We start from the raw sequence: 14,269 nt of genomic DNA, 5'->3' as shown, positions 1-14,269 counted from the left end.
ATAGGGACGGTGGACGTGAACTGTCGATACGACTATCCTTGAAACAATGTTTGACAGGATTTAACAGTGAATCATATGGCTATGCATACTCATCTTAATAGGGTCCAGACATTTCTGGCCGTAGTCGATTTTGGTTCTTACACCAAGGCTGCCAATTATCTGAGCATCAGCAAAGCCATGGCCAGCCTGCATGTCAAGGCGCTGGAGGACGTGCTGTCAGCGACGTTGTTGATTCGAAATACCCGAAATATATCCCTCACCGAAATCGGCCAGGACTTTTATGAAGCGTTCAAAGGTATTGTCGCGGATATTGATACTGCCTTTGATAATGTATTAAAAGGGCATAATCGGGTTTCCGGTAAACTGCGCTTCAGTTCCACCAGTGAATACGGTGAGGCGTATATTCTGCCGTTGATTCCGCAATTTATAGAGCGCTATCCGGAGATAAAACTCTGTTATAACTTTAACGCGTCACTCAATGATCTGGTGGCGGAAAAGTTAGACCTGGTTATCCGTTTAGGCAACTTGTCGGACTCGGCATTCAAGAGCCGTAAGCTGGCGGATTATGAAATTGTCCTGGTGGCTACCGAGGCGTTTCTTGCGCGTCACCCGGTGCAAAATCCCCAGGACCTGAATTCGGTGCCGTGGATTGCCAATAGCAACCTGCAGGCACCGACTCAGTGGACGTTGCGTCATCCGCAATTGGGGACTGTAGAGATCAACGGGATCAATCAGTTTGAATCCAATTCCTCCACGGCCATTCGCTCCATGACGTTGTCGTCCCTTGGGGTCTCGGTGCTGCCCGCGTGGGTGGTCAAGGACGACATAGCCAGCGAGCGGCTGATCCGCCTGTTGCCCGACTATTCGCTGCCCGCGCAGTCCGTCAACGTGGTGTTTCCCAACAACCCGCATTTGCCTCACAAATCGAGGGCGTTCATTGATTTCCTGTTGCTGCATCTGGCGCAATGAGCACCTACAAAAAAGCCCCTGAATCGTGAGATTCAGGGGCTTTTTAATCGGATTCCCGATCAGGCCGCTTCGATCTTGCTGCGGTTCTGTTCGACTTTGTTCAGGTAATCCGCAAGCTTTTCCTGTTCCGCCGGGGTGGTGAACAGCCCCAGCTTGCTGCGGCGCCACAGAATGTCGTGCGCTGTGGTCGCCCACTCTTCGCTGCACAGGTAATCGACTTCGCGGGTGTAGAGACCGCCACCGAGGTGTTCGCCCAGGTCGCTGAGATTTTGCACGCCTTCAAGCATGCGCCAGGTACGGCTGCCGTAGGTAGTGGCCCAGCGGCGGGAGATTTCGGTCGGGACCCAGTCGAACTTGTCGCGGATCAGCGAGCTCAGCGCCTGCGGGGTAGTCATGTCTTCGCCGCCCGGCAGGGTAGCGCTGGCGGTCCAGCGTGGCTTGATGTCTTTGAAGTACGGAGTCAGTTGCGCCAGTGCCGACTCGGCCAGTTTGCGGTAGGTGGTCAGCTTGCCGCCGAACACCGACAGCAGCGGCGCTTCTTCGCCAGTGCCCGACAACGCCAGGGTGTAGTCGCGGGTGACGGCCGACGGGTTGTCGGATTCGTCGTTGCACAGCGGACGAACACCGGAGTAGCTGTGCAGGATATCGTCGCGGCTGATGCGTTTCTTGAAATGGGAGTTGACCACTTTCAGCAGGTAATCAGTTTCGCCTTCGGTGATTGCGACTTTCGCCGGGTCTCCGGTGTATTCGCGGTCGGTGGTGCCAATCAGGGTGAAGTGGTTCAGGTACGGAATGGTGAACACGATGCGCTGATCTTCGTTTTGCAGAATGTGCGCATGTTCGCCTTCGTACAGTTTCGGCACGATCAGGTGGCTGCCCTGGATCAGACGGATGCCGTACGGCGATTCCATCTTCAGGTCATCCCGAATGAACTTGGCGACCCATGGGCCAGCGGCGTTTACCAGTGCCTTGGCACGAATCGAAAACAGACTGCCATCGGCGCGTTCCAGGTGCAGGTGCCACAAGCCCTTGGTGCGACGAGCGCTGACGCAACGGGTCTGGGTGTGAACGTGGGCGCCTTTTTCGCGGGCGGCCATGGCGTTCAGTACCACAAGACGAGCATCGTCGACCCAGCAATCGGAGTATTCGAAGCCTTTAGTGATTTCGCTTTTCAGCGGACTGTCCGGGCCGAACTTCAGGCTTTTCGAGCCTTCGAGCTTTTCCCGCTTGCCGAGGTGGTCATAAAGGAACAGGCCGGCGCGGATCATCCAGGCCGGACGCAGGTGTGGGCGGTGCGGCAGCACGAAGCGCATCTGCTTGACGATGTGCGGGGCCTTGGCCAGCAGCACTTCGCGTTCGGCCAGGGCCTCGCGCACCAGGCGGAATTCGTAATGTTCGAGGTAGCGCAGGCCACCGTGGATCAGCTTGCTGCTGGCCGACGAGGTGTGGCTCGCCAGGTCATCCTTTTCGCAAAGAAAAACCGAAAGACCGCGACCGGCGGCATCCGCTGCTATCCCCACGCCATTGATCCCACCACCAATGACGGCGATGTCGTAGACCTCAGCGAGAGGGGGCGTAGGCAAGGTAGAAGTGGGCATCGGCTGGCCTCGGGCTTTTATGATTTTCGGTATTGGAATTCGAACATTAATGTTCATTTGCGAAAATGGTAGCCCATAAAGCCGCGCACGGCCAGTCAACTTCGATTGAAAATACTGATCGAAGGGCGGTTAAAGGAAAATTTACGAACATTTAAGGAGTTGCGAAGAGCAACTGTGGCGAGGGGATTTATCCCCGTTGGGGCGCGAAGCGCCCCTAAAACCCGCGGGCACGGTTTATCAGGTATACACCGCATGCGATGGTATACGACTGCTTCGCAGCCGAACGGGGCGGTGCGACGTTTCGATGAATCCCCTCGCCACAGGGGAGGGGTTAAACGACTTCGAGCCGGATCTTGTGCTGACTCAGCAACTGCGCCAAGGCCGGTACAGGTTGCTGATCGGTCACCAGACAATCGATCAGGCTGATAGGGCCCAGGCGAATCATGGCGTTGCGCCCGAATTTGCTGGAGTCAGCTGCGAGGATGACCTTTCGGGCATTGGCGATGATCGCCTGGGATACCCGAACTTCCTGATAGTCGAAGTCCAGCAGGCTGCCGTCTTCATCTATACCGCTGATGCCGACCAGGGCGAAATCAACCTTGAACTGGTTAATGAAGTCGACACTGGCCTGACCGACCACACCACCGTCACGCCGCACATTGCCACCGGTCAGCAGAACGTCGAAGTCGTCCTTGGCACTGAGCATCGAGGCCACGTGGAGGTTGTTGGTGATGATTTTCAGGTGATTGTGATTGAGCAACGCCCGGGCAATCGATTCGGTGGTGGTACCGATATTGATGAACAGCGAGGCATGATCGGGGATCTGCGCGGCAATGGCTTCGCCGATACGCTGTTTTTCATCGCGCATCTGGTCGGCCCGCATGGCGTAGGCGGTGTTTTCGACGCTGGAATCGTAAGCGGCGCCACCATGGTAGCGACGCAACAAATTAGCTTCCGCAAGCTGATTGATATCGCGGCGGATGGTTTGCGGTGTAACGACGAACAGCGTAGCCATCTCCTCGATGCTGACATAGCCGCGTTCGCGGACCAGTTCGAGGATTTGCTGCTGACGGGGAGGCAGATTCATGGGGCTTCCTTTGGGCTGCCGTGCAAAAATTTGCCCATGATGCCGCAGGAATCTGCTCCCTACCAGTTAGAACCCTATCTGGATCCTGTTGTTGGCTTATTCGGCGCCCTCGTGCGGTTCCCAATCTCGGGTGCGGCTGACGGCTTTTTTCCAGCCGGCATAAAGTTTTTCCTTCGCGGTTTCGTCCAGGGTCGGCTCGAATTCACGCTCGATCACAGCCTTGCCACGCAAGTCGTCCAGGCTGCCCCAGAAGCCACAGGCCAGACCGGCCAGGTAAGCCGCGCCCAGTGCGGTGGTTTCGCGCATTTGCGGACGCTCGACCTGAGTGCCGAGGATGTCGGCCTGGAACTGCATCAGGAAGTTGTTCGCCACCGCACCGCCGTCCACGCGCAGGGATTTCAAGCGTTCGCCGGAGTCCTGTTGCATGGCGTCGAGAACGTCGCGGGTCTGGTAGGCAATCGACTCCAGGGCTGCACGAATAATGTGATCCACACGTACGCCGCGGGTCAGGCCGAATAATGCACCACGGGCATACGGGTCCCAGTACGGAGCGCCCAGACCGGTAAAGGCTGGCACGAGGTACACGCCGTTGCTGTCCTTGACCTTGTTGGCGAAGTATTCAGTGTCGTGGGCGTCGTTGATGATCTTCAGTTCGTCACGCAGCCACTGAACGGTAGAACCACCATTGAACACTGCACCTTCCAGTGCGTAAGCCACTTCGCCGCGCGGGCCGCAAGCAATGGTGGTCAACATGCCGTGCTTGGATTTCACGGCTTTGTCGCCGGTGTTCATCAGCAAGAAGCAGCCGGTGCCGTAGGTGTTTTTCGCCTGGCCAGGCTCGACGCACATTTGGCCGAACAGGGCCGCTTGCTGGTCACCGGCGATACCGCCAATGGCGATGCCGCTTTTGGTGTGGCCGTAAATTTCGGACGAGGATTTAACCTGCGGCAGCATCTCGCGCGGAATATCCAGCACCTCCAGCATCTTCGCATCCCACTCCAGCGTGTGGATGTTGAAGAGCATGGTGCGCGAGGCGTTGGTGTAGTCGGTGACGTGTACTTTGCCGCCGGTAAATTTCCAGATCAGCCAGCTGTCGATGGTGCCGAACAGCAGTTCACCCTTGCGCGCACGCTCGCGGCTGCCTTCGACGTTGTCGAGGATCCACTTCAGCTTGGTGCCGGAGAAGTACGGGTCGGTGACCAGTCCAGTGGTGTCGCTGATGTATTGCTCGTGGCCATCACGCTTGAGTTGCTGGCAGATCTCGGTGCTGCGGCGGCACTGCCAGACGATCGCGTTGTAGATCGGGCGGCCGGTGGTCTTGTCCCAGACCACCGTAGTTTCGCGCTGGTTGGTGATGCCGATGGCGGCGACCTGGTCGTGATGCAGGCCGGCTTGAGCCAGGGCCTCGACCATCACGGCGCTTTGGGTGGCGAAGATTTCCATCGGGTCATGTTCAACCCAGCCAGCTTGCGGGTAATGCTGTGCGAATTCGCGCTGGGCGGTGCAGACCACGTTCGCGTCGCGGTCGAAAATGATCGCGCGGGAGCTGGTCGTACCCTGATCGAGGGCAATGATGTAGTTCTTATTCTGAGTGTCGGTCATGTCGATTGCCTTGGACGAAAAAAGGGAGTGAGGTCCGGCGCGCGCTCTTATGGGCAGGATCGCGCGCCAACGGTATCAAGAAGTTCTTGGTTTGCCGTCAATGGCCGGTGCTGCTTCCTTTGTAGCAGGTATGGCACTGGGCAGATGACGGGCAATCAGCCCGCGATAAGCGGCAGCACCGAGGCAGGCACCGACAATCGGTGCAAAAATCGGAATCAGGAAATACGGGATATCGCGTCCCCCGGTGAAGGAAATTTCACCCCAGCCAGCGAAGAAAGTCATCAGTTTAGGACCGAAGTCACGCGCCGGGTTCATCGCAAAACCGGTCAGCGGCCCCATCGAACTGCCAATCACGGCAATCAGCAGGCCGATCAGCAGCGGAGCGAGCGGACCCTTTGGCAAGCCATTGTTGTCGTCGGTCAGGGACATGATCACGCCCATCAGGATGGCGGTGATGATCACTTCAACCAGGAAGGCCTGTGCCGTGGACAAGACCGGGTTGGGGAAGGTGGAGAATACCGATGCCAATTCAAGGCTGGCCTGAGTACCACGAACCATGTGGTGTGTTTGTTCGTAATCGAAGAGTAAATTGCTGTAAAGCGTGTAAACCAACAACGCTCCACAGAAGGCACCCGCTACTTGGGCAAGAATATAGAAAGGCAGTTTGCGCTTTTCGAAGTCAGCGAAAATGCTCAGGGCAATGCTGACGGCGGGATTGAGGTGAGCCCCGGAAACGCCGGCGGTCAGGTAGATTGCCATGCTCACGCCGATGCCCCAGATGATGCTGATTTCCCACAGGCCGAAACTGGCGCCCGCGACTTTGAGCGCGGCAACACAACCGGTACCAAAAAAGATCAGCAGTGCAGTGCCCAGGAATTCGGCCATGCATTGGCTCGAGAGTGACGGTTGTTGTAAAGCAGTTGTCATTGAAAACCTCGTTTTTGTTGTTGTCTGGCGCTTTGTCATCAGGGGCAAAGCGCGATTTTCACCGAGGCAGAATCCCCATCCTGTTCTCGGTCTGCTGCTGGGTGCTGCGGTAAGGCATTCGTACAGTATTCACATTCGAAAAAATATAGACAAGAAACGCTGCTGTCAAAGGTCGAAAGTGAACTGTCAGTCACAATCGAACTATTAGTCAGGTGAATGACCACATCGTTCACGCGGCACGCTGAACGTGGACGAACGGCGGAAGGCGCGGCCAAGCCTTTGAAATAGCGCCGTAATAGAGCCTTTTATTGATCAATGACCTAGAATTCGGTGCAGTATTTTTCTTCTGTCGCCGAGCTTGGAGCTGCCATGACCCCCGCATTGGATTTGTTGAAAAAAGTTCGTGCCGAACATCGCGTGCACAGTTACGAACATGATCCGAAGGCAGCGTCCTATGGGCTGGAGGCCGCGGAGAAACTGGGATTGGACCCGGCTCAGGTATTCAAGACCTTGCTGGCAGCCAGTGAGAAAGGTGAATTGCTGGTGGCCGTGGTGCCAGTCGTCGGAAGTCTGGACTTGAAGGGCCTGGCTCATGCTGCGGGCGTGAAAAAAGTCGAAATGGCCGATCCTGCCGCTGCGCAACGATCCACCGGTTACCTCTTGGGCGGGATAAGCCCGCTGGGACAGAAAAAGCGCTTGCGCACCTTCATTGATAATTCAGCTCAGCCTTTCGCCAGCATTTTTGTCAGCGCGGGGCGACGTGGGCTGGAAGTCGAATTGGCACCCGCGGTGCTGGCCGAACATACCCAGGCGAAGTTCGCTGATATCGGCCGCGCCTGACGAGGGCTATCGGCCCGGCGCTGTATGGTGCAAATTAACGGGCTCTGTCACTGGTGCCGCGTTGTCGGCAGCTGCATGCTTGGTGACATGACATAGGGAGAAGGTTATGCAGCTTGAATTTCACCAGGTTGATGCGTTCAGTGATCGGCCGTTCAGTGGCAACCCGGCGATGGTCTATCGCCTCGATGCCTGGCTTGCCGATGAGTTGATGCAGAAGATCGCCACCGAGCACAACCTCGCCGAAACCGCCTTCGTGGTGCGCGAAGGGCAGGGCTGGCGCATTCGCTGGTTTACCCCGACCACCGAAGTGCCGTTGTGCGGTCATGCGACCCTGGCCAGCGCTTACGTTCTGTTTGAAATCTATAAAGAGCCGGTCGAGCGACTGGACTTCGTCTGCAAGTCCGGCCCGCTCAGTGTCAGCCGAGAGGGTGAGCGCTTGTGGCTGGACTTCCCGGCCATCGTACCGTCGGAAGTGGGCGTTACCCTGGATGTCGAGCGCGCGTTGGGTGTGGAAGCGGTTGATGTGCTGGGGTCGAACGAGTTGTTCGTGGTGCTGGAATCCGAGCAGGCGGTGCTCGAATGTCAGCCGGACATGGCGGCGCTGGCGAAACTGCCGTGGCCGGGGGCAATTGTCACGGCCAGGGGCAGCAAGCATGACTTTGTGTCCCGCTACTTCGCCCCGGCGATCGGCATCAATGAAGACCCGGTGACCGGTTCCACCCATTGCAGCCTGGTTCCGTATTGGTCGAAACGCTTGGGCAAGTCGAGCCTGACGGCTTATCAGTGTTCGGCGCGGGGCGGGGAGTTGTTCTGTCGACTGGAAGGGGATCGGGTGAAAATCGGCGGGAATGCGACGCTCGTTGCGAGTGGAAAATTATTACTCGGATGATTTCTCTGTAGGAGCGAGGCTTGCCCGCGAAGGCGTCGTGTCAGTCGACATCTTCATTGGCAGGCCTGACGCCTTCGCGGGCAAGTCGGATCGCCGCACCGCTCGCTCCTACGGATTCGGGTATCAGTTAGTACTGCTGTAGCGGCGGACGCCGGACTCGACGACCGGAATCTGCGCCGCCGTACTGCCCGATGCCTGGAACAACACTAGATGTTCCGCCGCGACACGAATACCGACCTCCGAACCCACCTGATGATCAGCATGACTCGGAAATATCGACTCAAGCTGTGCGCCCGTCGGTAACTGCAAGCGATACAAGGTCGACGCACCCTGGAAAGACTTGCCGACGATCCGCGCTTTCAAGTCGTTGTCGGGTGCATAAACGATATCGTCCGGACGCAGCAACACATCCACCGCACCGCCAACCGGCCAGGTGTAGGCACGATTACCGCGTAACTCTCCCAATTCGGTTTGCACCGACTCGGGGCTGCTCAGCTGACCGCGGATGAAATAACCCTGGCCGATGAAACTGGCGACAAACGGCGTCACCGGTTCGTGATACAGGTTGTAGGGCGTGTCCCACTGCTCCAGACGACCTTCCTTGAAAACCCCCACATGATCGCTCACCGCGAAGGCTTCTTCCTGGTCATGGGTCACCAGAATCGCGCTGGTGCCACGGGCCTTGAGGATGTCGCGCACCTCATGGCTGAGCTTGCGTCGCAACTCGCCATCAAGGTTGGAGAAAGGTTCGTCGAGCAGCAGCAGTTGCGGTTCCGGTGCCAGGGCGCGGGCCAGTGCGACGCGCTGCTGTTGACCGCCGGATAGCTCATGCGGGAAGCGCTTGCCGAGGTTTTTCAGATTGACCAGCTCCAGCAACTCTTCGGTGATGCGATCTTTCTGCGGATTTTTACGGATCCCGAAGGCGATGTTCTCGGCCACGCTCAAATGCGGAAACAGTGCGTAGTCCTGGAACACCATGCCGATCCGGCGTTTCTCCGGGGCGAGGGTGAAGCCGGCGCGGGAGATCGTCTCGCCCGCCAACTGGATTTCACCTTCGTGCACCGGTTCGAAACCGGCAATGGCCCGCAGGGTGGTGGTTTTGCCGCAACCCGAAGAGCCCAGCAGGCAGCCGATGTCGCCGGCATTCAAATGCAGGTTGAGGTTCTGCACGACCCGCTGGTCTTGGTAGCCGCAGGCGAGGTTGCGCAGGTTAAGCAGTAATGGATGGCTCATGCGTGGTGGTACGCCGGTTCGACGAGAAACTCGAGCAGGGCCTTTTGTGCGTGAAGACGGTTTTCGGCTTGATCCCACGCGACGGAGCGTTTGTCATCGAGCAAGTCGACGCTGATTTCCTCGCCACGGTGGGCCGGCAGGCAGTGCATGAACAGCACGTCTTCAGCGGCCAGGTCGAGCAGGGCGCGGTTGACCTGGAACGGTGCAAACAGCTTCAGGCGTTTGGCGGTTTCCTCTTCCTGGCCCATGGAGGTCCAGACGTCGGTGCTGACCAGGTGGGCGCCGCGTACGGCATCCTTCGGATCGCGGACGATGGTGACCCGATCACCCGCCTTGGCCACGAACTCAGGGTTGGGTTCAAAGCCTTCCGGGCAAGCGATGCGCAACTGGAAGTCGAACTGCATCGCCGCTTCTATATAGCTGTTGCACATGTTGTTGCCGTCGCCGATCCAGGCCACGGTTTTGCCCTGGATCGAGCCGCGGTGTTCGAGGAACGTCTGCATGTCGGCCAGCAACTGGCACGGGTGCAGGTCATCGGACAGGCCGTTGATGACAGGCACGCGGGAGTTGGCGGCGAATTCGGTCAGGGTGCTGTGGGCAAAGGTACGGATCATCACGGCGTCGAGCATGCTCGACATCACGATCGCGCAGTCGCCGATCGGCTCGCCACGGCCCAGTTGCGTGTCACGCGGCGACAGAAAGATCGCCTGGCCACCCAGCTGGATCATGCCGGCTTCGAACGAAATACGAGTGCGGGTCGACGACTTCTCGAAAATCATCCCGAGCACGCGGTTTTTCAAAGGCTCGAACAGTACGCCGCGGTTACGCAGGTCTTTGAGCTCAATGCCTCGGCGGATCACGCTGACCAGCTCTTCGGGCGTGCAATCCATCAGGGAGAGAAAGTGCCTTGCGCTCATCATTGACTACCTTTTTGCAACAGACCGCAGATACTCAAAGCCTTGTTTAACTGAAAAACGGGCGAGACCTGCGGCGTAAGCCGCACGGGGCGACGAAATAGGGGAAGGCGCGATCTTATAATTAAATGTCGCGTCTTACCAATAGGGCTACGGTTTTTAGGGGATTTCAGAGGGGCTACGGGATGACCGCAGTAGCGCTTTTGAAGCCTGTTTCCTGACAGCAGCCCGTCATTTGTACACTGGGGTCGCGGGGCTTTGCAATCAAACGGGGTGGGAACGGCATAGCAGCGGTCGGTTTCTGACCTGTCATTCGACGCATTTGTGCTCAGGATCGATCGATGTGTCTGGTCTGAAACATTTGCTTATACAAGGTGGCGGGTTATAACTAACCCACGAACGACGCAGGAAGCCTTCGGAATGGAATCGAAAGAACAACAGTTAATGGAATTACTTGGCCTTACGGCTCGCTCACTGACCCACCTCACCGCGTCCATGACTTCGATGTCCTTCGAGTTGATGCGCAGTGAAGACGAAGTGACCAAGGCCGCCGGCCGGCGGATGATTGACCGCATGGCAACCATCAGCACCGGGCTCGACGAGCACTGGCGCCTGATTGGAGAACTCACCGGAGTTCATGTCGCTCAAGAACAGATCGAAACCGTTCAGGAGATCCAGTTGCAGAGGCCACCGAGGCTGCCGCCGGACTGATGCCCAGCGGTCATCGGCTGGCCTGATGGTCGCCGATTCACAAGACGAACGTCGCTGGCGCAGCAGTGGGTCAGGCGCCATAGTTTTGTTCCCGCGGCCGATATTGCCCGCCCAGAACAAATACAGAGACTGGCCATGACCAAGACTCTCCATCACCGTGCGTGCCACTTGTGTGAAGCCATCTGCGGCCTGACCCTCGAAACCACCGAGGTCGAAGGCGCGGTGCAGATCACTTCGATCAAGGGTGATTCTCAAGATACCTTCAGCCGCGGACACATTTGTCCCAAGGCTGTTGCCCTGCAAGATATTCAGAACGATCCGGATCGTTTGCGTCAGCCGATGCTGCGGGTCGGCAGCGAATGGCAACCCATCGAGTGGGAAGAGGCCTTCAGCCTTGTCGCCGAACGGCTGGCAGCGATTCAGGAGCGTCACGGGCAGAACGCGGTGGCGGTCTATCAAGGCAACCCCAGCGTGCACAACTATGGGCTGATGACCCACAGCAATTACTTTCTCGGTCTGTTGAAAACCCGCAACCGGTTTTCTGCGACCTCGGTTGACCAACTGCCCCATCACCTGACCAGCCATTTGATGTACGGCCATGGTTTGCTGTTGCCGATCCCGGACATCGATCACACCGATTTCATGCTGATCCTCGGCGGCAATCCACTGGCCTCCAATGGCAGCATCATGACCGTGCCGGATGTGGAGAAGCGCTTGAAGGCCATTCAGGCGCGCGGCGGCAAAGTGGTGGTGGTTGATCCGCGTCGCAGCGAAACGGCAGCGATTGCCGACCAGCATCTGTTCGTGCGCCCGGGTGGCGATGCCGCGTTGTTGTTCGGGCTGCTCAACACCTTGTTTGCTGAAGACCTGACCCGCGCCAGTCATTTGCCGGTGGAGGGTCTGGATGAGGTGCGGGAGGCGGTCGCCAGTTTCACCGCCGAGGCCATGAGCCCACTTTGCGCAGTGCCTGCCGAACAGATCCGCCAACTGGCGCGGGACTTTGCAGCGGCGCCGACGGCGGTCTGTTACGGCCGCATGGGTGTCTCGACTCAGGCGTTCGGTACGCTGTGCCATTGGGTCGTGCAGTTGATCAATCTGGTCACCGGGAACCTTGACCGGGTGGGTGGCGCGCTGTGCACCGAGCCGGCGGTGGATCTGGTGGCGTCCACTTCAGGCGGGCATTTCAATCTGTGGCAGAGCCGGGTTTCCGGGCGTCCTGAATATGCTGGAGAATTGCCGGTGTCGGCACTGGCCGAAGAGATGCTCACCGAAGGGGAAGGGCAGGTCCGCGCGCTGATTACCGTGGCGGGTAACCCGGTGCTCTCGACGCCCAATGGCCGGCAACTGGAACAGGCACTGGACGGTTTGGAGTTCATGGTCAGCATCGACCTGTACATCAATGAAACCACGCGTTATGCCGACCTGATTCTGCCGTCCACGTCGGCCCTGGAAAACGATCATTACGACACGACTTTTAATATGTTTGCGGTGCGTAACGTCAGTCGGTTCAACCGCGCGATCCTGGCCAAGCCCGAAGGAGCGTTGCATGACTGGGAGATCTTCGTGGGGCTGGCCAAGGCCTTTGCTGCGAAGACTGGCAAAGCATTGAAACCAACCGTCGCTCCGGCGCAGATGATCGATCAGGGCCTGCGGATGGGGCTGTATGGCGACGCTTCGAAACACAAGCTATCGCTGGCGACGTTGTTTGATCACCCTCATGGTGTCGATCTTGGGGCATTGAAACCCAATCTGGCTCCACGTCTGAAAACGGCTAATCTGCGAGTCCAGGCCGCGCCTGCCGTGATCCTGGCTGACCTCGCCCGCTTTGCGGCGTTGCAAGCACCGGCCGCCGATGAGTTGCTGATGATTGGCCGCCGTCATGTGCGCAGCAACAATTCGTGGATGCACAACTACCACCGCCTGGTGAAGGGCAAGCCGCGCCATCAATTGCTGATGCACCCGGATGACCTGGCCAGTCGTGGGCTCAAGGACAGGCAGCGAGTGCGGGTCAGTTCGCGAGTCGGTGTGATCGAAGTTGAAGTGCTCGGCAGTCTGGATATGATGAAAGGCGTGGTCAGCCTTCCCCACGGTTGGGGCCATGCACGGCCGGGTGTGCAGATGACAATTGCCAGTGGTCAACCGGGTTCCAGCGCCAATGACTTGACCGACGAGTGTCAACTCGATGAGTTGTCGGGCAATGCAGCGCTGAACGGTGTGCCAGTGACCGTGGCGGCGGCTTGATCAAGTCTGTCGGGGAGACCGAGCAGGGGGCTCGTGTTTCCGTTACAATGCGCCACCGTGCCGACCACTGAGTCGGAAAGTTCAGCCGAGGTGCTCCATGGATATCATCGAAACGATTAAAGAGCAGATTGCTAACAACACCATTCTGCTTTACATGAAAGGCTCGCCGAATGCCCCGCAGTGTGGCTTCTCCGCGAAAGCCGCGCAGGCCGTGATGGCGTGTGGCGAAAAGTTTGCTTACGTGGACATCCTGCAGAACCCGGAAATCCGCGCCAACCTGCCAAAGTACGCCAACTGGCCAACCTTCCCGCAGCTGTGGGTCGGTGGTGAGCTGGTCGGCGGTAGCGACATCATGACCGAGATGGCTGCAGACGGTTCGCTGCAAACCACCATCAAGGCTGCTGTCGAAGCTGCTGCTGCCAACAAGACTGAAGCCTGATCCGCTTTTTGTAGGAGCGAGGCTTGCCCGCGAAGGCGTCTTACCTGAAAGACCGCTTTCACGAGCAAGCTTCGCTCCAACAAGAACGAAGGCACAAAAAAGCCCCGCCTCTTTAAAAGAGTGCGGGGCTTTTTATTGTCTCGAGTTTAGCGGGCGCTAACTTACTCTTCGCCCATCTGCGATTGCAGATAGTTCTCAAGACCGACTTTATCGATGAGGCCCAGTTGAGTTTCCAGCCAGTCGATATGTTCTTCTTCGGATTCAAGAATATCTTCAAGCAGTTCACGGCTGCCGAAGTCGCCAACGGTTTCGCAGTGAGCGATGGCTACTTTGAGATCAGCGTGACCGGTGCGTTCGATACGCAGGTCGCACTCAAGCATTTCCTGGGTGTGTTCGCCGATCTGCAGTTTGCCCAGGTCCTGGACATTCGGCAGGCCTTCAAGGAACAGGATGCGCTTGATCAGCTTGTCCGCGTGCTTCATCTCATCGATGGATTCGTGGTACTCGTGCTTGCCAAGCTTGTTCAAACCCCAATCTTCGTACATGCGTGCATGCAGGAAGTATTGATTGATCGCGACCAGCTCATTGGCAAGGATCTTGTTGAGATGCTGGATGACTGTAATGTCGCCTTTCATGATGGGGTCCTGCCCTGTATTAGCTGTCTATAAGGCAGAGTCTGAGCCGCGTAATTAAGAGTGTCAAACCTAAGTTATTGAAACTTAAATGAAAATTAATCGGAATAAGAATGTTTGTGTTCCGCGTCTAGAGCGTAAGCGCTTGATTTTCAGGCATAAAAAAACCGGACATCAAGTCCGGTTT

General features: G+C 57.6%; 13 protein-coding genes. 6 read left to right on the top strand and 7 right to left on the bottom strand.

Annotated elements, in window-relative coordinates; genetic code table 11:
• Window positions 1-81 precede the first annotated feature (81 nt).
• Entirely contained in the window at window positions 82-969 is an 888-nt protein-coding gene (locus tag ACYZT0_RS20045; protein ID WP_462046609.1) for a LysR family transcriptional regulator, read from the top strand.
• A 59-nt stretch (window positions 970-1,028) separates the two neighbouring features.
• On the opposite strand, the gene glpD is transcribed toward ACYZT0_RS20045, so the two are convergent.
• From glpD to ACYZT0_RS20025, 4 genes are all read right to left on the bottom strand, one after another.
• Window positions 1,029-2,567 carry a glycerol-3-phosphate dehydrogenase gene (gene glpD / locus ACYZT0_RS20040; protein WP_462042671.1) on the bottom strand — a complete coding sequence of 513 codons (1,539 nt, stop codon included), beginning with the start codon at window positions 2,565-2,567 and terminating at the stop codon, window positions 1,029-1,031.
• Between the two features lie 331 nt (window positions 2,568-2,898).
• Window positions 2,899-3,654: a DeoR/GlpR family transcriptional regulator gene (locus ACYZT0_RS20035; RefSeq protein ID WP_027922833.1), complete on the bottom strand. Its 756-nt coding sequence runs from the start codon at window positions 3,652-3,654 to the stop codon at window positions 2,899-2,901.
• 96 nt (window positions 3,655-3,750) lie between these two features.
• Window positions 3,751-5,256 carry a glycerol kinase GlpK gene (gene glpK / locus ACYZT0_RS20030; protein ID WP_462042670.1) on the bottom strand — a complete coding sequence of 502 codons (1,506 nt, stop codon included), beginning with the start codon at window positions 5,254-5,256 and terminating at the stop codon, window positions 3,751-3,753.
• Window positions 5,257-5,331: 75 nt separating this feature from the next.
• Window positions 5,332-6,183 carry an MIP/aquaporin family protein gene (locus ACYZT0_RS20025; protein ID WP_462042669.1) on the bottom strand — a complete coding sequence of 284 codons (852 nt, stop codon included), beginning with the start codon at window positions 6,181-6,183 and terminating at the stop codon, window positions 5,332-5,334.
• A 369-nt stretch (window positions 6,184-6,552) separates the two neighbouring features.
• On the opposite strand from ACYZT0_RS20025, the gene ybaK reads away from it, so the two are divergent.
• Together ybaK and ACYZT0_RS20015 are read left to right on the top strand one after the other, a co-directional pair.
• Window positions 6,553-7,023, top strand: a complete 471-nt coding sequence (ybaK, locus tag ACYZT0_RS20020) for a Cys-tRNA(Pro) deacylase (protein ID WP_007971306.1) — start codon at window positions 6,553-6,555, stop codon at window positions 7,021-7,023.
• Window positions 7,024-7,129: 106 nt separating this feature from the next.
• Window positions 7,130-7,912, top strand: a complete 783-nt coding sequence (locus ACYZT0_RS20015; protein ID WP_462042668.1) for a PhzF family phenazine biosynthesis protein — start codon at window positions 7,130-7,132, stop codon at window positions 7,910-7,912.
• Between the two features lie 123 nt (window positions 7,913-8,035).
• Here the strand turns inward: ACYZT0_RS20015 and ACYZT0_RS20010 are convergent, their stop codons facing one another.
• Window positions 8,036-9,145 carry an ABC transporter ATP-binding protein gene (locus ACYZT0_RS20010; RefSeq protein WP_462042667.1) on the bottom strand — a complete coding sequence of 370 codons (1,110 nt, stop codon included), beginning with the start codon at window positions 9,143-9,145 and terminating at the stop codon, window positions 8,036-8,038.
• Window positions 9,142-10,062, bottom strand: coding sequence for an ornithine carbamoyltransferase (gene argF / locus ACYZT0_RS20005; RefSeq protein WP_462042666.1), 921 nt, complete (start codon window positions 10,060-10,062; stop codon window positions 9,142-9,144). Before argF ends, ACYZT0_RS20010 begins: the two co-directional genes overlap by 4 nt.
• 417 nt (window positions 10,063-10,479) lie before the next feature.
• Between argF and ACYZT0_RS20000 the strand changes: the two genes are divergently transcribed.
• From ACYZT0_RS20000 to grxD, 3 genes are all read left to right on the top strand, one after another.
• Complete coding sequence (locus ACYZT0_RS20000) at window positions 10,480-10,770, top strand: hypothetical protein (RefSeq protein WP_462042665.1); 291 nt, start codon at window positions 10,480-10,482, stop codon at window positions 10,768-10,770.
• A 135-nt stretch (window positions 10,771-10,905) separates the two neighbouring features.
• Window positions 10,906-13,011, top strand: coding sequence for a molybdopterin oxidoreductase family protein (locus ACYZT0_RS19995; RefSeq protein WP_462042664.1), 2,106 nt, complete (start codon window positions 10,906-10,908; stop codon window positions 13,009-13,011).
• Window positions 13,012-13,108: 97 nt separating this feature from the next.
• A complete protein-coding gene (gene grxD, locus ACYZT0_RS19990; protein WP_007943565.1) occupies window positions 13,109-13,450 on the top strand; it encodes a Grx4 family monothiol glutaredoxin in 342 nt (113 codons plus the stop codon).
• 161 nt (window positions 13,451-13,611) lie between these two features.
• On the opposite strand, the gene bfr is transcribed toward grxD, so the two are convergent.
• On the bottom strand, window positions 13,612-14,085 hold the full coding sequence (bfr, locus tag ACYZT0_RS19985) for a bacterioferritin (protein WP_017340571.1): 474 nt from the start codon (window positions 14,083-14,085) through the stop codon (window positions 13,612-13,614).
• Between the last annotated feature and the right edge of the window lie 184 nt (window positions 14,086-14,269).

The organism is Pseudomonas sp. ZS1P83, assembly GCF_054897825.1.
This window is presented reverse-complemented; position numbering and strand designations above follow the sequence as displayed.